This window comes from Streptomyces sp. NPDC085596, assembly GCF_044541565.1.
In the GTDB taxonomy this organism is placed as follows: Bacteria; Actinomycetota; Actinomycetes; order Streptomycetales; family Streptomycetaceae; genus Streptomyces.
This window is the reverse complement of sequence record NZ_JBITTC010000002.1, coordinates 570,164-589,050: the sequence shown is the minus strand read 5'-3', so window position 1 is coordinate 589,050 and position 18,887 is coordinate 570,164. Positions and strand designations below refer to the sequence as shown.

The window sequence follows — 18,887 nt, the reverse complement described above, 5'->3', positions numbered from 1 at the left end:
GGCTGGCCGGATGTCGACGGCAGGGCCGGAAAACGGGCCCCGGGCAGGGGTGTGGCTGTGACGGTCAACGCCACACAGAGCGGTGCGAGTTCCCGGTTTCGGTGCCGGTTCACGCGATGGTGTGATCATCCCGGTCGCGACGGATGACCCATTTGCCCGGTGGGTAGTGCCCCGCCATGACGCAGCCGTTCGAACTCCCGCACTTCTACATGCCGTATCCCGCGCGGCTCAACCCGCATCTCGACGAAGCCCGGGCCCACTCCACCGAGTGGGCGCGCGAGATGGGCATGCTGGAAGGCTCCGGGGTCTGGGACCAGGCCGACCTGGAGGCACACGACTACGGCCTGCTGTGCGCCTACACCCACCCCGACTGCGACGGGCCGGCGCTCTCGCTGATCACCGACTGGTACGTGTGGGTGTTCTTCTTCGACGACCACTTCCTCGACATGTTCAAGCGCACCCAGGACCGGGCGGCCGGCAAGGCGCACCTGGACCGGCTGCCGCTGTTCATGCCGCTCGACCCCGCCACCCCCGTCCCCGAGCCGGAGAACCCGGTCGAGGCGGGCCTCGCCGATCTGTGGGCACGTACGGTCCCCGCGATGTCCGCGGACTGGCGGCGCCGGTTCGCCGTGGCGACCGAGCACCTGCTCAACGAGTCGATGTGGGAGCTGTCCAACATCAACGAGGGGCGGATCGCCAACCCGGTCGAGTACATCGAGATGCGCCGCAAGGTGGGCGGCGCGCCCTGGTCGGCGGGGCTCGTGGAGTACGCGACCGCCGAGGTGCCCGCCGCGGTCGCGGAGTCCCGGCCGCTCCGGGTGCTGATGGAGACCTTCTCCGACGGCGTCCATCTGCGCAACGACCTGTTCTCCTACCAGCGGGAGGTGGAGGAGGAGGGCGAGAACAGCAACGGCGTGCTGGTGCTGGAGAAGTTCTTCGGCTGCACCACCCAGGAGGCCGCCGAGACCGTCAACGACGTCCTCACCTCACGGCTGCACCAGTTCGAGCACACCGCGCTCACCGAGGTACCCGCCGCCGCGCTGGAGAACGGCCTGCGGCCGGACGAAGTCGCGGCGGTTGCCGCCTACACCAAGGGACTTCAGGACTGGCAGTCCGGCGGCCACGAGTGGCATCTGCGCTCCAGCCGGTACATGAACCAGGGGGCGCGCTCGGAGACCCCCTGGCAGGTGCCGAGCGGCCCCGGCACCTCGGCCGCCGACATCCGCGCCCTGCTGGCCTCGGCCGGCGCCGAACGCCTGCGCGCGTACACGCATGTGCCGTACCAGAAGGTCGGCCCGTCGCTGCTGCCTGACTTCCACATGCCGTTCCCGCTGGAGCTGAGCCCGCACGTCGACTCCTCCCGCCGGAACCTCGTCACGTGGTGCCACGACATGGGCATCCTGAGCGAGGGTGTCTGGGACGAGGACAAGCTCGCCGCGTACGACCTGGCGTTGTGCTCCGCCGGACTCGACCCCGACGCCACGCCCGAGGCCCTCGACCTGAGCGCGCGGTGGCTCGCCTGGGGGACGTACGGCGACGACTACTACCCCCTCGTCTACGGCCACCGCCGCGACCTGGCCGCCGCCCGCCTGACCACGGCCCGGCTCTCCCAGTGCATGTCCGTGGACGGCGAACCGGCCGTGGTCCCCGCCAACGCCATGGAACGCGGGCTCATCGACCTGTGGACGCGGACCACCGCGGCGATGAGCGTCGAGCAGCGGCACACCCTGAAGGCCGCCGTCGACGTGATGACCGAGAGCTGGGTGTGGGAGCTGTCCAACCAGCTCCAGCAGCGCGTCCCCGACCCGGTCGACTATCTGGAGATGCGCCGCGCCACCTTCGGCTCCGACCTCACCCTGAGCATGTGCCGGATGGGCCAGGGCCCGGCCATCCCGCCCGAGGTGTACCGCAGCGGCCCGGTGAGCTCCCTGGAGAACGCGGCCATCGACTACGCCTGCCTGCTCAACGACGTCTTCTCGTACCAGAAGGAGATCGAGTACGAGGGCGAGATTCACAACGCGATCCTCGTCGTACAGAACTTCTTCGGCATCGACTACCCGGCCGCGCTCGCCGTCGTCCACGACCTGATGACCCAGCGCATGCAGCAGTTCGAGCACGTGGTCGCGCATGAACTGCCCGTTCTGTACGACGACTTCCAGCTGTCCGAAGAGGCGCGTGCGGCGATGGGCAACTATGTCCTCGACCTCCAGAACTGGCTCGCCGGCATCCTCAACTGGCACCGAGAGGTGGACCGTTACAAGGCGGAGTGGCTGGGCAGCCGTGCACACGGCTTCGTACCCGGCCAGGCGCCGGCCCGGCTCCAGCTGATCGGCTGAGCAGGGACGGCATGCCCCCGTCGGCCACCGGAATCCCGGTGGTCGGCGTATGCCCCGCGCGCCATGATGGCCTCATGCCGACCGTCCGCTCCCAGCCCCGCCGGGCAGCCCCGCGTGGCCCGCAGCCGGTCGGCTCCAGGTTCGCTCGCCAGCACGATCACGCCCGGAGGCCCGGATGACCGGCAGTACGCCCGCGATCTTCACCGCCGACGACTACCGCGCCCGCATGGCGCGCGCGGCCGACGCGGCCGCCGACGCGGGGCTCGCGGGGCTGCTGGTGGCGCCGGGGCCGGATCTGGTCTGGCTCACCGGGTACACGCCTCCGGCCGTCACCGAGCGGCTCACGCTGCTCGTGCTCGTCCCCGGCCGCGAGCCCGTTCTCGTGGTGCCCGCGCTGGAGGCCCCCGACGCCGAGCGGGCGGTGGGCGCGCCCGCGCTCACGCTGCGGAAGTGGACCGACGGCCAGGACCCCTACGCCCTCACCGCCGGCCTCCTGGACCCCAAGGGCGGCGTCGGCGTCAGCGACAACGCCTGGGCGCTGCACCTGCTCGCCCTCCAGCGCGCCCTGCCGGACCTCTCCTGCGCCGCGCTCACCGACGCCCTGCCCATGCTGCGCGCCGTCAAGGACCCCGCCGAACTGGAACTCCTGGCCGCCGCCGGAGCCGCGGCCGACGCGGCCTTCGAGGAGATCCGCCGGCTGCCCTTCGCCGGGCGCCGCGAGGACGAGGTGGGCCGCGACCTCGCCGGGCTGCTGCGCCGCTTCGGGCACTCGCAGGTCGACTTCACCATCGTCGGCTCCGGCCCCAACGGCGCCAACCCGCACCACGAGGTCGGGGACCGGGTCATCCAGCGCGGCGACATGGTCGTCCTCGACTTCGGCGGCCTCAAGGACGGCTACGGCTCCGACACCACGCGCACGGTCCACGTGGGCGAGCCGACCGAGGAGGAGCGCCGGGTCCACGACGTGGTGCGAGCCGCGCAGGAGGCCGGGTTCCGGGCCGTGCGTCCGGGCGCCACCTGCCAGGACGTCGACCGCGCCGCCCGCGCGGTGATCGAGGACGCGGGGTACGGGCCGTACTTCATCCACCGCACCGGGCACGGCATCGGCGTCACCACGCACGAGCCGCCGTACATGATCGAGGGCGAGGAACAGCCGCTCGTGCCCGGCATGTGCTTCTCCGTCGAACCCGGCATCTACCTGCCCGGCCGGTTCGGGGTACGGATCGAGGACATCGTGACGGTGACGGAGGACGGCGGACGCCGCCTGAACGACACCACCCGTGAGATGGTCGTGGTGGACTGACGAGACCTGTGCGGAGACTTCCGCGACGACCCTCCGGAACGGCGAGACACGACCCATGACCCGGCCACCGACCCCCACCCCGGACACCGTGCGCGCACTGGTCCGCTCGCTGCTCAGGAGCGGTACGGCGGAGGGGGTTCAGGTGCGGCCCGTCGTGGAGGGGCGGCCGTACACCTGGTGGGTCGGCTCCCGGCATGTGCTGCGCCTCGCCCCCGACCGCGAGGCGTCCGCGCGGCTGCGGCGGGAGGCGCGGCTGCGGGATCTGGTGCGGCCGCATCTGCCCGTCGCCGTCCCGGCCGGTGTCGCGTACGGCGACTGGACGCCCGGTCTCGCCTGCACGCTCGACGCCCGGCTGCCCGGTGATTTCGGCGGCGGGCACGAGGTGTCCGCGCTCGGGGAGGCCGATCTCGCCGGGCTGCTCACCGGACTCCGCGCGGTCCCGGTACGGCAGGCCGAGACGCTCGGTGTGCCGCGCGTGGCGGCGCGGTCCCTGGGGGCGCTGCGCCGTATCGCCGCGCACGCGGCCGAACGGCTCGCCGCCGCCGACGAGTTCGACGCGGGGCAGCTGCGCCAGCTCACGCCGTCCGGGGCCGCGCAGCTCGCCGCGCAGGCCGGCTCGGTCGTCCTGACCCACCACCGGCTCACCGGCGAGCACGTGATGATCAGCGCCGACGGCCGGGTCCGCGCCGTCCTCGACTGGACCGGCGCGTCCCTGGGCGACCCGGCCGAGGACATCGCCGCCCTCGCCACGTCGGTCGGCGCCCCCGCCGCCGTCCGCGCCGCCACCCTCGCCGGCTACGGCCCCCGCCCCTGCCTGCGCGGCCTCTGGCTCGCCCGCTGCGACACGGTGATCGCCCTGACCGAGCACCTCGATACGCCGGCCGCGCTGCCGCTGCGGGCCGCGTTGCTCAGGGCGTGGGAGCCGATCATGCTGGAGCGGGTCACCGAGCTGAAGGACGGGGAATAGCCCCCCAGCCCGGCGTCGGCCCTACGGCTGCGACAGCACCACGCAGGACTCCCCGGGCACCTGAAGCATCCCGTCCGGCCCGGGCGGCTCCACCGACTCGTCCCACGCGGCCAGGATTTCCAGGTGGCCCGTGCCCAGGGGGATGGCGGCCGGTTCCTTGCCCAGGTTGACCGCGACGCGGATGTCGCCCCGGCGGAAGGCCAGCCAGTGGGCGGATTCGTCGTAGGCGACCTTGGTGTCGGCGAGGTCGGGGACCGTCAGGTCGGGGCGCTCGTGGCGCAGCGCGATGAGGCGGCGGTACCAGGCGAGGACGCGGGAGTGAGGGTCGCGGTCAGGTTCCGACCAGTCCAGGCAGGAGCGGTCGCGGGTGGCCGGGTCCTGGGGGTCGGGGACGTCCTCCTCGGCCCAGCCGTGAGCCGCGAACTCCCGCCGCCTGCCCCGCCGTACGGCCTCGGCCAGCTCGGGGTCCGTGTGGTCGGTGAAGTACTGCCAGGGGGTGCCCGCCCCCCACTCCTCGCCCATGAACAGCATCGGGGTGAGCGGCGAGGTGAGGGTGAGCGTGGCCGCGCAGGCCAGCAGGCCGGGGGAGAGGGTGGCGGCGAGGCGGTCGCCCTGGGCGCGGTTGCCGATCTGGTCGTGGGTCTGGCTGTAGCCCAGCAGCCGGTGCCCGCTCAGCCGGGCGCGGTCCAGCGGGCGGCCGTGGGCCCGGCCCCGGAAGCTGGAGTACGTGCCGTCGTGGAAGTACCCGCCGGTGAGGGTCTTGGCGAGCGCGGCGAGCGGAGCGCGGGCGAAGTCGGCGTAGTAGCCCTGGGACTCGCCGGTCAGGGCGGTGTGCAGGGCGTGGTGGAAGTCGTCGTTCCACTGGGCGTGCAGGCCGAGGCCGTGCTCCGTGCGCGGGGTGATCATCCGGGGGTCGTTGAGGTCGGACTCCGCGATCAGGAACAGCGGGCGGCCCACCTCGTCGCCCAGGGCGTCCACGGCCGCCGACAGCTCCTCCAGGAAGTGCAGGGCGCGGTCGTCGTACAGGGCGTGCACCGCGTCCAGCCGGAGTCCGTCCAGCCGGTAGTCCCGCAGCCAGGCCAGGGCGCTGTCCCGGAAATAGGCGCGCACCTCGTCCGAGCCCGGCGCGTCCAGGTTCACCGCGGCGCCCCACGGGGTCTGGTGGGTTTCCGTGAAGTACGGTCCGAAGGCGGGGAGTTGGTTGCCGGAGGGGCCCAGGTGGTTGTGGACCACGTCCAGGACGACACCGAGGCCCAGTTCATGCGCCCGGTCCACGAACCGCTTCAGCGCCTTGGGCCCCCCGTACGGCTCGTGCACCGCCCACGGCGCCACCCCGTCGTACCCCCAGCCGTGCCGCCCGGGGAACGGGCACAGCGGCATCAACTCGACGTGCGTGACGCCCAGTTCCTTGAGATGGCCCAGCCGCTCGGCGGCCGCGTCCAGCGTGCCCTCGGGGGTGTACGTGCCCACGTGCAGCTCGTACAGCACCGCCCCCGGCAGCCCGCGCCCCGGCCAGTCCGCACGCCACTCGTACCGGGCCTGGTCCACGACCGCGCTCAGCCCCTCCGGGCCGTCCGGGAGGCGGCGCGAGCGCGGGTCGGGCAGGACGGGGCCGTCGTCCAGCGCGAAGCCGTAGCGCGTGCCGTCCTCCGCGTCCGCCTCCGCCGTCCACCAGCCCGCCCGCTGCGGATCGCGTTCCATCGCGTGCGTGGCGCCCTCGCACTGGAGCGCGACCCGGTCTGACTGTGGTGCCCACACCTCGAACTTCACGGACGGTTCCCCTTCGTCTGCTCACCGTGATGTAGCCAGTCCATCGTGCCGCGAATTCGATCAATCCGCTTTCGAATCCGGGCTTTCCGGCCGGGTGTCGTGGAAGTGGACGCGCAGGGGCGCCGGTTGTCTCTTCTGGACACCTCGGGGTGCGCTGCCCGACAATCACGAACGTGACGTCGTCCTTCGAATTCCCCGTGTATCCCGTACGGGTCTCCGACGCGGAACGAGACAAGGCGCTGCGGGTGCTGCGGGACGGCGTCGCCATGGGCCGGCTGTCGCACGACACGTTCGTGCACCGTATGGAACTGGCGCTCGCCGCGCGCAGTCCCCGCGAACTCGCCGTGCTCACCGCCGATCTACGGGACGGCAACCGGCTGAGCCGCGCCCTGTTCGGCACCGTGGAGGCCGTGTCGGGCTTCAGTGTGCGGCTGCGCCGGGCCTGGCGCGCCGAGCGGCTGCCCAAGCTGCTGCTGCCCCACCCGACCCACGGCCACCCGCTGCGCATCGGCCGCGACCCGGCCAGCGGGCTCCGCCTCAACCACGACACCGTCTCCCGCGTGCACGCCGAACTCCGCTACCAGGGCGGCATGTGGGTGCTGAGGGACCTCGGCTCCACCAACGGCACCACCGTCAACGGGCGCCGTGTGCTGGGTGCCGTGGCGGTGCGCGAGGGGGACCTCGTCGGCTTCGGCAGGGTCTCCTACCGGCTCGCGGCCGACTGACGGGCCGAACCCGAACTGGTGTGCTGTGGCCGACGTCTTGGCTGCCGTTCGGGTGAGGCGGGCTGGCGCGGCCCGGCCGTCGTGCCGATGCACCGGGCATGAACCGTCTGACACGCACGGCGGCGCTCGCCGCCGCCCTCATGGCCACCTGTCTGCTCGCTCCCGGCACCACGGCCCACGCGGCGTCCGGTGGCGCGGCCGGCGCCGACTGGCTCTCCCTCACCGTCACCCGCCCCGGTACCACCGGCGGCGGCACCCGCGCCGCCCTGCTGCTCTGCGACCCGCCACAGGGCCATCCGAAGGCCGCCGAGGCATGTGCCGAACTAGGCGCAGTGGACGGCGACTTCGGCCGCCTGGGCGACAGCGGCACCATCTGCTCGCTGATCTACGCACCGGTCACCGCGCACGCCCACGGCCGCTGGAACGACCGACGAATCGACCACGAGCGGACGTACGCCAACGAGTGCGAGCTGCGCGCCGGGACGGGCGCCGTGTTCGCCCTGGACGGCTGACCGCCGGCCGGGTGGCGCCCCTCTGCCACCCGGCCCGCCCCGCCCCGTCGCGCTCGCTCAGTCCTCGTCGCCCTCTTCGTCCACCCGCTCCAGCAGCCCCACCGGCAGCACGGAGAAGAGGTCCTCCGCGCGCACCTCGCCGGTGAACTCGCGCTCCGGAGCGAGAGTGTCCCGCCAGCGGCCGGGCGGCAGCGCGAGATGGGTGTCGTGCCAGCCGCCCGCCTCGGCGAGGTGGACGGAGAGGCGGGTCACCGCCGTGATCACGTCGCCGGAGCGGGAGAAGGCGAGCACATGCTCGGCCGCCGGACCCTCCGCCAGGAGCGGGGCGTACGTCCCCGCCGTGCCGAAGACTTCCGGACGGCGCGCCCGGAGCTGGAGCGCGGCCCTGGTCAGCGCCTCCTTCTCGCCCGGCGCGGCCGGCGGGAAGGGGACCGGGCGGCGGTTGTCGGGGTCCACCAGCGCCCGGTACTCGCTCTCCGTGCCCTGGTACACGTCCGGCACGCCCGGCATCGTCAGGTGGACCAGCGCGGTGCCCAGCACGTTGGCCCGGATGTGCGGCTCCAGCGCCTTGCGGAAGGCGGCCACCCGCTCACCGGGCGGCCCGCAGGGCCCGGCGGCGACGAACGCGGTCACCGCGTCCTCGTACGGCGGTTCCTGCTCGGTCCAGCTGGTGTACATGCCGGCCTCGCGGACGTGCTTCAGCAGTGCCTCGCGGACCCGCTCCTCCTCGGCCGGGCCGAGCCCGAAGACCGTCTGCCAGGCGGCCCAGGCCAGTTGGCCGTCGGGGACCACCTCGGGGGCCCGGCTCACCTCGGCGAGCAGCTTGGCCCAGCGGCCGGGGCACTCGGTGAGCACGTTCAGGGCGGCTCGAACGTCCGCGCTGCGCTTGGTGTCGTGCGTGGTGACCACCGTGCCGGTGTCCGGCCAGTAGCGGGCCAGCCGGGCGCAGTAGGCGTGGAACTCCGCGGGGGAGACACCTGCTCTGCCCGGATTGCCGCCGACCTCGGTCGCCGACAGCAGCGGGACGTAGCGGTAGAACGCCGTGTCCTCCACCGACTTGGCCCGCAGCGCGGAGGCGGTCTGCGCGAACCGGGCGCGGAACTCGGTCAGTTCGGGCACGGTCCCGTCGTCCGGGCCGATCAGCAGCCCGCGCACCAGGTCGACCGCGTCGGCCTCCTCCGGTACCGCGAACGCCTGCCGGGCCTGTGCCGCGGCCTCCTCGGTGACGACGGCGGCGGCGTCCGTTGAGGTGTACGACCGGTAGACCGGCATCCGGACCAGCAGCTCCTCCAGGGCTGTGCGCAGCGCCCAGGGCGCGCGGTCGCGCAGTGCCAGGTCCGGGGAGGCGGCGCACAGCCGGACCGCCGACCGGGTGAGCCGGTCGGCCTCTGCGGCCAGTTCATGGGTGAGCACCTTGTACGCGGCCCGGCGCACCGTGGCGTCCCAGTCACCGCCCCGGTCGAGCTGCGGAGCCGCGAACGCCCGGTAATGCGCGTCGAGTTCGGCGGCGCCGGCCGGACCGGTGAACACGCCGTCGATGCGGCGCAGGGCGTCGTAGCCGGTGGTGCCGGCGACGGGCCAGGAGTCGGGCAGCTGCTCCTCGCCGGCGAGGATCTTCTCCACCACCGTCCAGCGGCCCCCCGTCGCCTCGTCCAGCCGGGCCAGATAGGCGTCCGGGTCGGCGAGACCGTCCGGGTGGTCGATGCGCAGGCCGTCGATCACGTCCTCAGCCAGCAGCTGAAGGATCTTGCCGTGGGTGGCGTCGAAGACCTCGGGGTCCTCCACCCGCACCCCGATCAGCTCCGAAATGCTGAAGAAGCGCCGGTAGTTCAGCTCGGTTCGGGCCAGCCGCCACCACACCGGGCGGTACCACTGGGCGTCCAGCAGCTCGGGCAGCGGCAGGCCCTCGGTGCCGGAGCGCAGCGGGAAGAGATGGTCGTGATAGCGCAGCATTTCGCCATCGACCACCAGATGCTCCCGCTCGGCGCCGATGGGCCCGCCGAGCACCGGCAGCAGCACCTGGCCGCCGCGCGAGGCCCAGTCGATGTCGAACCAGCGCGCGTACGGCGACTCGGGACCCTCGCGGAGCACCTCCCACAGGGCGCGGTTGTACCGGGGGGTCATCGCCATGTGGTTCGGCACGAGGTCCACCACCAGGCCGAGCCCGTGCTCCCGCGCGGTGCGCGACAGCGCCCTGAGTCCGTCCTCGCCGCCCAGCTCCCCGCGCACGCGCGCGTGGTCCACGACGTCGTAGCCGTGGGTGGAGCCGGGGACGGCCTCCAGGACAGGGGACAGATGCAGATGCGAGACGCCCAGCGACGCCAGATAGGGCACGGCCGCCTCGGCGGCGGCGAAGGGGAACGAGGGCTGGAGCTGTAGGCGGTAGGTGGCCGTGGGCACCCCTGGTCCGGGTCGCACTGAAGTCATGCAGAGCTACGTACCCCGCCTGCCGCTCTTCGTGTCATCCACCGGGGCATCCGGCCCATGTGAACCGGATGTCCCAAGAGCCCCGGCCGGGGGACGGGGCACCTTCCGTGTCCCCGGCCCGGGCGCGCTACGCCGGGCGCTGGAGCACGGTCAGGCTGCGGTCCGGCAGGGTGAGGTGCTCGCCGGCCGCCACCTTCGGACCCGTGCCCGGCGGCACCCCCTCCGGCCGGGCGGTGTCCACGACCACCTGCCACTGCCTGCCGTGGTCCACCGGCACCAGGAAGTCCAGCGTCTCGTGCGAGGCGTTGAACATCAGCAGGAACGAGTCGTCCGCGATCCGTTCCCCGCGCGGGCCGGGCTCGGAGATCGCGTTGCCGTTCAGGAACACGGCCAGCGCCGAGGCGGGCGCCGAGTCCCAGTCCGCCTGGGCCATCTGCTCGCCCTCGGGGGTGAACCAGGCGACGTCCGACAGCTCGTCCTGGGTCCCCTCCACCGGGCGCCCGTGCAGGAAGCGGCGGCGCCGGAACACCGGGTGCTCGCTGCGCAGCCCCACCATCGCCCGGGTGAACTCCAGCAGTTCGGCCCGCTCGTCCCCGCCGGCCTCCACGGCCTCCTCCAGTTCGGGCCAGTCCACCCAGGACAGTTCGTTGTCCTGGCAGTAGGCGTTGTTGTTGCCGCGCTGGGTGCGGGCGAACTCGTCGCCGTGGCTGATCATCGGCACGCCCTGGGACAGCATCAGCGTGGCGATGAAGTTGCGCATCTGCCGGGCGCGCAGCTCGCGTACGGCCGGGTCGTCGGTGTCGCCCTCCACCCCGCAGTTCCAGGACCGGTTGTGGCTCTCGCCGTCCCGGTTCTCCTCGCCGTTGGCCTGGTTGTGCTTGTCGTTGTACGAGACGAGGTCGTTCAGGGTGAAGCCGTCGTGGCAGGTGACGAAGTTGATCGAGGCCAGCGGGCGGCGCCCGTCGTCCTGGTAGAGGTCGGAGGAGCCGGTGAGCCGGGACGCGAACTCCGCGATCGCGCGCGGCTCCCCGCGCCACAAGTCCCTTACGGTGTCCCGGTACTTGCCGTTCCACTCGGTCCACAACGGCGGGAAGTTGCCCACCTGGTAGCCGCCCTCGCCGACGTCCCACGGCTCCGCGATCAGCTTCACCTGCGAGACCACCGGGTCCTGCTGGACCAGGTCGAAGAAGGACGAGAGCCGGTCCACCTCGTGGAACTGCCGGGCCAGCGTGGCCGCGAGGTCGAAGCGGAAACCGTCGACATGCATCTCGGTCACCCAGTACCGCAGCGAGTCCATGATCATCTGAAGGACGTGCGGCGAGCGCATCAGCAGGCTGTTGCCGGTGCCCGTGGTGTCCATGTAGTAGCGCGGGTCGTCGGTGAGGCGGTAGTACGACGCGTTGTCGATGCCCTTGAACGACAGGGTCGGGCCCAGGTGGTTGCCCTCGGCGGTGTGGTTGTAGACCACATCGAGGATGACCTCGATCCCGGCCTCGTGCAGCGCCCGCACCGCCGACTTGAACTCCAGCACCTGCTGGCCCCGGTCGCCCCAGGAGGCGTAGGCGTTGTGCGGGGCGAAGAAGCCGATGGTGTTGTAGCCCCAGTAGTTGTTCAGGCCCATGTCGACCAGGCGGTGGTCGTTGACGAACTGGTGGACCGGCATCAGCTCCAGCGCCGTCACCCCGAGCCGGGTCAGATGCTCGATGACCGCCGGGTGGGCGAGCCCGGCGTAGGTGCCGCGCAGTTCCTCCGGCAGCCCCGGATGGCGCATGGTCAGGCCCTTCACATGGGCCTCGTAGATCACGGTGCGGTGGTAGTCGGTGCGCGGCGGGCGGTCGTCGCCCCAGTCGAAGTAGGGGTTGATCACCACCGAGCTCATGCTGTGCGGCGCGGAGTCCAGGTCGTTGCGCCGGTCGGGGGCGTCGAAGTGGTAGCCGTACACCTCCTCGCCCCACTGGACGGACCCGCTGACCGCCTTCGCGTACGGGTCGAGCAGCAGCTTCGCCGAGTTGCAGCGCAGCCCCCGCTCGGGCGCGTACGGACCGTGCACCCGGAACCCGTACCGCTGTCCCGGCATCACGCCGGGCAGATACGCGTGCCGGACGAACGCGTCGCTCTCGCGCAGTTCCACCGCCGTCTCGGAGCCGTCGTCGTGCAGCAGACACAGCTCCACTCGGTCCGCGGCCTCGGTGAAGACCGCGAAATTGGTACCGGCGCCGTCATAGGTGGCACCGAGGGGATACGCCTCTCCAGGCCAGACCTGCATGCACTCGACTCTTCCAGGTGCGGGGCCCCGGTGGGGGCGCGTTGGCGGCGAGTCTCCCCGAAAGTGAGGGCACCTGACGTCTACCGCCCTCCGCTGCCGGCCGACCCGTGGTCACGGATGACCTCTACCCGCACCCGAAGGAGGGAAGCCGCCGCCGGCCCGGCGAGCCGGACTTGATCCCCGCCGGGCGGGGTGCTCAGGGCAGGGGCCACCGGCGTACGGGCCGCTCACCAGCGGTGCGCCCGGGCGAGCGCGGTTCGCGCCGCTATGACTCCGCTCACTCCGTCCGCTCCCGAGCGCCCGGAACGGCCACTGACGGCAGGGAAGTTGAGAAACCGACCTGTCCATCCGGCTGCACCGCCGACCGCTCGCGGAGTACCCTTCCTTGATCGTTGGGACGGGGAAGGTCCGGGGGACGGAAGGCGGTGCAGGGTGGGCTCGGGAGGGCTGGAGCTGCCCCCTGGTGGCGAGGGTCACGAGGGGAGCGGTTCCACGGAGGTCCCGCCCGGCGCGGTGTCCCTGGCGCGTCCGATGGGCGCGGGGTCGATCGGACCGGAACTGGACTGGGACGCGGGCGCCTGGCTGGAGGTGCGCACCCGGGCCCAGCGGGCGGGCCGCGCCTACATCTGGCTCAACCTCGTCGAACAGCGGCTCCGCGCCGTCGTGGCCGCCGTGCTGCGCCCCGTCTACGAACCCGTGCACGGCGACGACTGGGTGGTGGCCGCCGCCGGCCCGGCCGGGCAGGAGTGGGTTCAGCGGGCCGTCGCGGTGCGCGAAGTCAGCCGCCGCAAGGGCTACTTGCTCGACCCGGCCGACGACAACGTGCTGAGTTTCCTGACGTTGCCCCAGCTGCGCGAGCTGATGGTGCAGCACTGGCCGTGTTTCGAGCCGTACTTCGACGAGCGCCGGGACCTCGAACTCGCCCTGGACGAGCTGGAGGTGACCCGCAATGTCGTCTCCCGCAACCGCGCCCTGTCCGAGGCGGTGCTGAACCAGGCCGAGCGCGCGTCCGCGCGGCTGCTGGAGCTGCTCGGCGCGGCCGGTGACGTGCCCTCGGCGGCCCGTCTCCCGGTCGACGCCGTCGAGGACCTGGTCGGCGACCGGTACGCGGACGTGGTCGCCGTGCACTCCGACCGGGTACGGCTGATGGGCCAGTTCCCGGCCGAGGACCTGTTCGGGGGCGCCCGCCGGCTGGACGCCATCGGCATCGGGCTCAACCTGCTGGTGCAGAACTTCTCCGGCCGTCGCCTGGTCCGCCTCGCGGAGTCCGGCTGCCGGGTCCGGCTGCTCTTCCTCAACCCGGCCTCCAGCGCGGTCAAGCGCCGTGAGCGCGAACTCGGCATGAAACGCGGTGAGTTGGCCCGCTCGGTCGAGATGAACATCCTGCACATGCGCCGGGTGCGCTCCCGGCTGCGCGACCCCGGCGCCTTCGAGATCCAGGTGTATGACGAGACACCGCGCTTCACCGCCTACCTGGTGGACGGTGACGGCGCCGACGGCATCGGCGTGGTGCAGTCCTATCTGCGCGGGGCGCGCGGCATGGAGTCGCCGGTGCTGGTGCTGCGGGGCGGCAGCCGCGTGGTCAAGCCGGACCAGGCAGGAGAAACCGGACTCTTCCCCACCTATCGGGAGGAGTTCGAGGCGGCCTGGGCGGATTCGCGGCCGGTGTCCTAAAGGCCGGTCGGCTGCGGGCGCCCGGGGCGTTGTCAGTGCCCCGTGTCATGGTGGAGGCCACTGGGGGAACGCACCACCAAGAAGGGGGGCCACCCATGGGCTGGCACCGGGAGCCGCTGATCGGCTTCGACCTGGAGACGACCGGGACCGATCCGCAGCAGTCGCGCATCGTCACGGGCGCGGTGATAGAGGTCAGGGCCGGCGTGCCCATGGGGCGCCGGGAGTGGCTGGCCGATCCGGGCGTGGAGATACCCGCCGAGGCGGTCGCCGTGCACGGCATCAGCAACGAACGCGCCACGGCCGAGGGCCGCCCGGCCGATCAGGTGGCCGACGCCATGGCCGACGTACTGGTCTCCGCCTGGGAGACGGGCATGCCGGTCGTCGCTTACAACGCCGCCTTCGACCTCACCCTGCTCTCCGCCGAGCTGCGCCGCCATGACTTGCCCTCGCTCGCCGAGCGGCTGGGCGGGCGTGCCCCGGCCCCGGTCGTCGACCCGTACACCATCGACCGCCGGGTCGACCGGTACCGCCGGGGCAAGCGGAACCTGGAGGCGGTCTGCGCGGAGTACGGGGTGGTGCTCGACGCCGCCCACGACGCCTCGGCCGACGCCCTGGCCGCCGCCCGGCTCGCCACCGCGATAGCCGAGCGGTACCCGAAGATAGCCGGGCTGGGCACGGCGGAGCTGCACCGCTGCCAGATCGAGTGGTACGCCGAATGGGCCGCGGACTTCGAGGCGTTCCTGCGGCGCAAGGGCGATCCGGACGCGGTGATCGACCGTGTCTGGCCGCTGCGCGAGCTGACGGACGTCGCCGTGCCGACGGGTGGCACCCCCTAGTCCGGTCCGGCCGGGTTCAGAACGGGTACCAGCGCACCGACTCGTCCCCGTTCCTGAGGGACGTCACCCGGCGTTCGAACTCGGTGCGTGCCTTCGGGTTGGTCGGGGCGTGCTGGGCGACCCAGGCGCAGCTGGCCGTTTCGCGGGCGCCGCGCAGCACCGAGCAGCCGTCCCACTCGCGGACGTCCCAGCCGTAGGCCGAGGTGAAGGCGTCGTACGCGTCGGCGGGCAGGCCGTAGCGGTCGCGGGAGAGGGCCATCACCACGAGGTCGTGCTCGCGCAGGTCGGCGGAGAAGGTCTCCAGGTCCACCAGGACCGGGCCGTCCGGGCCGATGTGCACATTGCGGGGCAGCGCGTCCCCGTGGATCGGCCCCGGCGCCAGACGGGGCGTCAGCGCGGCGGCCGCCGAGGCGAAGCCGTCGCGACGGGCGCGCAGATAGGCCGCGTCCTCGGGGTCGATCGCGTCGCCCGCGAGCCGCAGCCAGCGCTCCACCCCGCCCAGCAGCTCACGGGGCGGCAGTGGCACCGGCGGCGCGGGCAGGGCGTGCACGAGCCGCAGCAGCCCTGCCAGGTCGCGGGGTTCGGCGGGACGTACGGCGTCGGGCAGCCGGTGCCACACGGTCACCGGATGGCCGTCCACCAGCAGCGGTTCGGGCTCGGCCGCGCGCACCGCGGGCACCCCGGACTCGGCCAGCCAGTCGGCCACGGCCAGCTCGCGGCGGGCGCGGTCGAGCAGCTCGGCGTCCCGGCCCACCTTGACCACCAGGTCCCCGGCGGCGAACACGGCGTTCTCGCCGAGGGTGAGGAGGCGGGCGTCCGCCGCCGGGGGCAGCACCTTCGCCTGGGCCAGTACCGCCCGCGCCCGTGCCTCGTCCATCGTCCGCCTCCGCGCCCAGTTTTCGTGCCGCATGCCGTGCCGAGCGGCCCCGCTCCCGGCCAGTCTCGCATTCGCACAGGTCGGACGGTGTGTGCGGTCCCTTGACGGGGCGCGCTGCGTTCACGACCATGAACACGCCAACCGAGCCACGCAAAGGGGCTGATTCCATGACATCGCCGGTCGAAGTGCGGCGCCCGCCCGCCCGCACCGGCGGCCGCGACCACGCCGTCTGGTTCCTGGTGCTGCCCGCCCTGATCCCGATCCTCGTGCTCAGCGTGGGCCCGCTGCTGTACGGCATCCTGCTGTCCTTCACCGACGCCCAGTCCGGCCGCACCGCGCCGACCCGCTGGATCGGCGCGCTGAACTTCCAGGACCTGCTGCACGACACGCTGTTCTGGGAGTCGTTCCGGATCGGCCTGGTGTGGGCGGTCGGGGTGACCGTGCCCCAGTTCCTGCTGGCGCTCGGGCTCGCCCTGCTGCTCAACCAGGAGCTCCGGCTGCGCTGGCTCGCCCGTGCCCTCGCCATCGTCCCCTGGGCGATGCCCGAGGTCGTCGTCGGCATCATGTGGCGCCTGGTCTACAACCCGGACGCGGGCATCCTCAACGAGACGCTGCGCGATCTCGGTCTGGGCGACGGGCGTGACTGGCTGAGCGGGCTGGCCACCGCGCTGCCCGCCGTCATCGTCGTCGGCGTCTGGGCCGGTATGCCACAGACCACGGTCGCCCTGCTCGCCGGGCTCCAGAACACCCCGCGCGAACTGCACGAGGCGGCCGCCGTGGACGGCGCCGGCGCCTGGCGGAGGTTCCGCACGGTCACCTGGCCCGCGCTCAGACCCGTGGCCCTCTCCATCACCGCGCTCAACCTGATCTGGAACTTCAACTCCTTCGCCCTGGTGTACGTGCTCACCAGCGGCGGACCCGGCGGAAAGACCCGGCTGCCCATGCTGTTCGCCTACGAAGAGGCTTTCCGCTACGGCCAGTTCGGCTACGCGGCCGCGATGGGCTGCGTGATGGTCGCCGTCATCTCCATCGTGCTCGCGGTGTTCCTCGCGGGACGGCTGAAGGGAGGCGAGGACGCGTGAGGACCCGGCCCGCGGCCCGCGCGGGGCAGTACGCCGCCCTGCTGGCCTATCTGATCTTCCTGGCGTTCCCGTTCCTGTGGCTGCTGTCCACCGCGTTCAAGCCACCACGCGAACTCGGCAGCCTCCACCCCACCTGGATTCCGCGCCACCCCACCCTCGCCAACTTCCGGCAGGCGTTCGACGAGCAGCCCCTGCTGCACGCCGCCCTCAACTCCCTGCTCGCGGCGCTCGGCGCGGCCGTCGTCGCCGTACTGATCGCCACGCCGATGGCGTACGTCATGGCCCGGCACCGCACCCGGCTCGCGCGGGCGGCGAGCGGCTGGGTGGTGGTCAGCCAGGCGTTCCCGTTCGTGCTGATCATCATCCCGCTGTTCCTGGTGCTGAAGCAGCTGCGGCTGATCGACTCCCTGGCCGGGCTGACGCTGGTCTACGTGGTGTGGTCGCTGCCGTTCGCGCTGTGGATGCTCGTCGGCTACGTCCGGGCGGTCCCCGTGGAACTGGAGGAGGCGGCCGCCGTCGACGGGGCGGGCCGGCTGCGGACCCTCGTCTCGGTGACCGCGCCGCTGCTCGCGCCGGGCATAGCGGCCACCGCGCTGTTCGCGTTCGTCACGGCGTGGAACGAGTTCTTCTTCGCGCTCGTCCTGCTCAAGAGCCCCGGCAACCAGACCCTGCCGGTCGTCCTCACCCATTTCATCGGCGCGGAGGGCGTCGCCGACCTCGGCCCGCTGGCCGCGGCCGCGTTCCTCGCCACCCTGCCCTCCCTCGTGGTGTTCGCCCTCCTCCAGCGGCGGATCACCGGGGGCCTGATCGCCGGAGCGGTGAAGAGCTGATGCGGACCAGGATCACCATGGCGGTCGCCGCCCTCCTGCTGCTCCTCGCGGGCTGCTCCTCGGGCGGCCACGAGGACGGCGGCCCCATCACCCTGCGCTTCCAGTCCCTGGCCTGGCAGCAGGAGTCGGTCGCCGCCAACAAGGAACTGGTACGGGAGTGGAACGCCGCCCACCCGGACGTCAAGGTCGAGTACGTGCAGGGCAACTGGGACGGGGTGCACGACCAGTTGCTCACCTCCTTCGAGGGCGGTGAGGCCCCCGACGTCATCCACGACGCCTCCGACGACCTCGCCGACTTCGCCTACGGCGGCGACCTCGCCGACCTGACCGGCCTGCTGCCCGCCCGGCTCAAGTCCGAAATTCCGGAGCGCAGTTGGCAGGCCACCACCTTCGGCAAGGGTGTCTACGGCGTGCCCTTCCTCCAGGAACCCCGCGTGCTCATCGCCAACTCCGTCTGGCTGCGGAAGGCCGGGATACGCATCCCGACGCCCGAACACCCATGGAGCTGGGCCGAGTTCCGCAAGATCACCGGGGAACTCAGCGGCGACGGCAAGTACGGCGTGGCCTGGCCGCTGAAGGAGCCCGTGTCCGTCACCCTCAACCTCGGGCTCTCGGCGGGCGGCACCCTCTTCCAGCGGGGGAGCGACGGCAAGGTGAGCGTGCGGTTCGGGGCCGGTGACGCCGTCGTACCGCGCACCGTGCACGACCAGGTCGCCCGTGACCGCAGCGCGCCCGCCTCGACGCTCGGCAGCGGCGGCTCGGACACGCTGCCCGGCTTCTTCGGCGGGCGGTACGCGATGGTCCCGCTCGGCTTCTCCTACCGCCAGCAGATCGAGCAGCAGGCGCCGAAGGGCTTCGAGTGGGAGGTGCTGCCCGCCCCGGCCGGCGCCGACGGGCTCACCCAGGGCGTCAGCCCGCAGACCCTCTCCATCGCCCAGGACTGCCCGCACAAGAAGGAGGCCGCCCAGTTCATCGACTTCCTGCTGCGGCCGAAGAACATGGTCCGGCTCGCCCTCGGCGACTGGATGCTGCCCACCGGCACCCAGGCCCTCGCCGACCCCGCCCTGCACACCACCGAGCACGGCTGGGCCACCGGTACCGCCCTGGCCGCCCACCTCCGCCCGGCGCCCGCCCAGTCGGTGCGCGGCTACCCGGAATGGAAGGACAAGATCGCCACCCCGGCCTTCCAGGAGTACTACAGCGGCGCCATCGGGCTCGGTGAGCTGCGCAAGAGGCTGGAGAAGGACGGCAACCTGGTCCTCGCCCGCTACCAGCGCTGAGC

14 protein-coding genes are annotated in these 18,887 nt (G+C 72.5%); 10 read left to right on the top strand and 4 right to left on the bottom strand.

Features of this window, described 5'->3' with window-relative positions; translation table 11 throughout:
* Nucleotides 1–176 precede the first annotated feature (176 nt).
* The 3 genes from cyc2 (at nucleotide 177) to ACIGA3_RS08290 (ending at nucleotide 4,606) form a co-directional block, all read left to right on the top strand.
* On the top strand, nucleotides 177–2,336 hold the full coding sequence (cyc2, locus tag ACIGA3_RS08300; RefSeq protein WP_399711740.1) for a germacradienol/geosmin synthase Cyc2: 2,160 nt from the start codon (nucleotides 177–179) through the stop codon (nucleotides 2,334–2,336).
* Nucleotides 2,337–2,511: 175 nt separating this feature from the next.
* The gene (locus ACIGA3_RS08295; RefSeq protein WP_399711738.1) at nucleotides 2,512–3,639 is read left to right on the top strand and encodes an aminopeptidase P family protein; all 1,128 of its coding nucleotides are present in this window, start codon (nucleotides 2,512–2,514) and stop codon (nucleotides 3,637–3,639) included.
* A gap of 55 nt (nucleotides 3,640–3,694) precedes the next feature.
* On the top strand, nucleotides 3,695–4,606 hold the full coding sequence (locus tag ACIGA3_RS08290; RefSeq protein WP_399711736.1) for a phosphotransferase family protein: 912 nt from the start codon (nucleotides 3,695–3,697) through the stop codon (nucleotides 4,604–4,606).
* Between the two features lie 21 nt (nucleotides 4,607–4,627).
* On the opposite strand, the gene treZ is transcribed toward ACIGA3_RS08290, so the two are convergent.
* Nucleotides 4,628–6,376, bottom strand: coding sequence for a malto-oligosyltrehalose trehalohydrolase (gene treZ / locus ACIGA3_RS08285; protein ID WP_399711734.1), 1,749 nt, complete (start codon nucleotides 6,374–6,376; stop codon nucleotides 4,628–4,630).
* Between the two features lie 173 nt (nucleotides 6,377–6,549).
* Between treZ and ACIGA3_RS08280 the strand changes: the two genes are divergently transcribed.
* Together ACIGA3_RS08280 and ACIGA3_RS08275 are read left to right on the top strand one after the other, a co-directional pair.
* Nucleotides 6,550–7,101 (top strand): FHA domain-containing protein, encoded by a 552-nt coding sequence (locus ACIGA3_RS08280; protein ID WP_399711732.1) that lies wholly within the window; start codon nucleotides 6,550–6,552, stop codon nucleotides 7,099–7,101.
* A 98-nt stretch (nucleotides 7,102–7,199) separates the two neighbouring features.
* Nucleotides 7,200–7,613, top strand: a complete 414-nt coding sequence (locus tag ACIGA3_RS08275) for an SSI family serine proteinase inhibitor (RefSeq protein WP_399711730.1) — start codon at nucleotides 7,200–7,202, stop codon at nucleotides 7,611–7,613.
* A 57-nt stretch (nucleotides 7,614–7,670) separates the two neighbouring features.
* Here the strand turns inward: ACIGA3_RS08275 and treY are convergent, their stop codons facing one another.
* Complete coding sequence (gene treY, locus ACIGA3_RS08270) at nucleotides 7,671–10,040, bottom strand: malto-oligosyltrehalose synthase (RefSeq protein WP_399711729.1); 2,370 nt, start codon at nucleotides 10,038–10,040, stop codon at nucleotides 7,671–7,673.
* Nucleotides 10,041–10,167: 127 nt separating this feature from the next.
* Nucleotides 10,168–12,306: a glycogen debranching protein GlgX gene (glgX, locus tag ACIGA3_RS08265; protein ID WP_399711727.1), complete on the bottom strand. Its 2,139-nt coding sequence runs from the start codon at nucleotides 12,304–12,306 to the stop codon at nucleotides 10,168–10,170.
* Between the two features lie 432 nt (nucleotides 12,307–12,738).
* Between glgX and ACIGA3_RS08260 the strand changes: the two genes are divergently transcribed.
* Together ACIGA3_RS08260 and ACIGA3_RS08255 are read left to right on the top strand one after the other, a co-directional pair.
* Nucleotides 12,739–13,980: an SAV2148 family HEPN domain-containing protein gene (locus tag ACIGA3_RS08260; protein WP_399711725.1), complete on the top strand. Its 1,242-nt coding sequence runs from the start codon at nucleotides 12,739–12,741 to the stop codon at nucleotides 13,978–13,980.
* A 95-nt stretch (nucleotides 13,981–14,075) separates the two neighbouring features.
* Nucleotides 14,076–14,816: a 3'-5' exonuclease gene (locus ACIGA3_RS08255; protein WP_399711723.1), complete on the top strand. Its 741-nt coding sequence runs from the start codon at nucleotides 14,076–14,078 to the stop codon at nucleotides 14,814–14,816.
* 16 nt (nucleotides 14,817–14,832) lie between these two features.
* Here the strand turns inward: ACIGA3_RS08255 and ACIGA3_RS08250 are convergent, their stop codons facing one another.
* The gene (locus tag ACIGA3_RS08250; RefSeq protein ID WP_399711721.1) at nucleotides 14,833–15,693 is read right to left on the bottom strand and encodes a phosphotransferase enzyme family protein; all 861 of its coding nucleotides are present in this window, start codon (nucleotides 15,691–15,693) and stop codon (nucleotides 14,833–14,835) included.
* A 167-nt stretch (nucleotides 15,694–15,860) separates the two neighbouring features.
* Here ACIGA3_RS08250 and ACIGA3_RS08245 point away from each other — a divergent pair, with 167 nt between their 5' ends.
* From ACIGA3_RS08245 to ACIGA3_RS08235, 3 genes are read left to right on the top strand one after another with little or no spacing between them, the layout of a single operon-like run.
* Entirely contained in the window at nucleotides 15,861–16,775 is a 915-nt protein-coding gene (locus ACIGA3_RS08245) for a carbohydrate ABC transporter permease (protein WP_399711719.1), read from the top strand.
* A complete protein-coding gene (locus tag ACIGA3_RS08240; RefSeq protein WP_399711717.1) occupies nucleotides 16,772–17,605 on the top strand; it encodes a carbohydrate ABC transporter permease in 834 nt (277 codons plus the stop codon). The genes ACIGA3_RS08245 and ACIGA3_RS08240 overlap by 4 nt, the downstream gene beginning before the upstream one ends.
* On the top strand, nucleotides 17,605–18,885 hold the full coding sequence (locus ACIGA3_RS08235) for an ABC transporter substrate-binding protein (RefSeq protein ID WP_399711715.1): 1,281 nt from the start codon (nucleotides 17,605–17,607) through the stop codon (nucleotides 18,883–18,885). Before ACIGA3_RS08240 ends, ACIGA3_RS08235 begins: the two co-directional genes overlap by 1 nt.
* Nucleotides 18,886–18,887 lie beyond the last annotated feature (2 nt).